Source organism: Isoptericola sp. NPDC056573 (assembly GCF_042793335.1).
Taxonomy (GTDB): domain Bacteria; phylum Actinomycetota; class Actinomycetes; order Actinomycetales; family Cellulomonadaceae; genus Isoptericola.
The window spans coordinates 1-1,013 of sequence record NZ_JBHTUY010000037.1 but is presented as its reverse complement, the minus strand read 5'-3'; the positions used below and the strand labels follow the sequence as shown (position 1 = coordinate 1,013).

Annotated in this window: 1 protein-coding gene; it reads right to left on the bottom strand. The window is 45.2% G+C overall.

The genetic code is table 11. The features are described 5' to 3' along the window. Positions 1–458 precede the first annotated feature (458 nt). On the bottom strand, positions 459–1,013 hold a 555-nt coding region (locus ACFQ8E_RS22015), incomplete at its 5' end, for a hypothetical protein (protein ID WP_430552654.1).

Genomic DNA, 1,013 nt, shown 5'->3' with positions numbered 1-1,013 from the left:
AAGCGACCCCGCTTATTAGCAGTGCCGCCTTAAATATTTATTGCCTCCCATGATAAGACTGTGATGGGATCACCCTACATGTTATTAAGTAGCAGTCTTACCGGCAATGTCGTCCAGGCTATCCCCGAACCCTAAAAATAGCGAATTGCGACCCTTGACCCACTCACTTAGCCGCTTGTGTCACCCATACGAACGCGACACCACCACAATAAAGCCGGTTATCGTTATACGAATACCGGAGGTCCAATCATACACATGGCATATCGGACGGCGACCCTTGACCACCCTTAGCCGCTCACGACATCCGCAGAATATGCCGCCACCACGAACGCCCCAAGACTCCCACACCTTGGCGCTCCTACTCTAAATCAGACTTTTCCCGAATTACACCATCGGAGGAATCCCGTATACATCAGCTTCCCTGGCCTTCGCACGGGATGAAATCAGTAATGTTATTGTTATACGAATTTCGGCAGGATATAAACGCCTAATTCTTTAACCCATACCATTTTTTCTTTCAGGTCGCTATCCATAATTGTAGGTTTGTCATCCACTATGGATCTTTTCACCTTCGCATGGATCACATCTGCTTTAGGAATTTCAGCGCCTACAATGTCTGCGATTCTTACAAACGACATGCAATTGTGTAATGGATGACCTTCCTCGTCTGTGTAACCGTATTCCGCAAGGCCTTCAATGTACCCACTGATTTCAGCCAGCTCTTTTACTCTTTGGTCATATGACTGTTTAAGGTCTTGAAATTCCTTCTCCGCATCTTCTTTCTTGGCTTCGAATGTTTTGATTCTGTCAATCAATCCCCGTCTTTCGGATTTACGGCTGTTGATTTCTATTTTCAAGAGCTTGTTTTCTTCTTCAAGCTCTTTGAATTCTTGATGCAGATTATCTAGATCGCTTTTGATGTGCTTGGTATTTAAAGTTACTGTGAGCTTGTCCGATGACTCGTCAATTCGTTTTCCAATGGCTTTAGCTCGTTCAGTTTCCCGCTCTTGCCC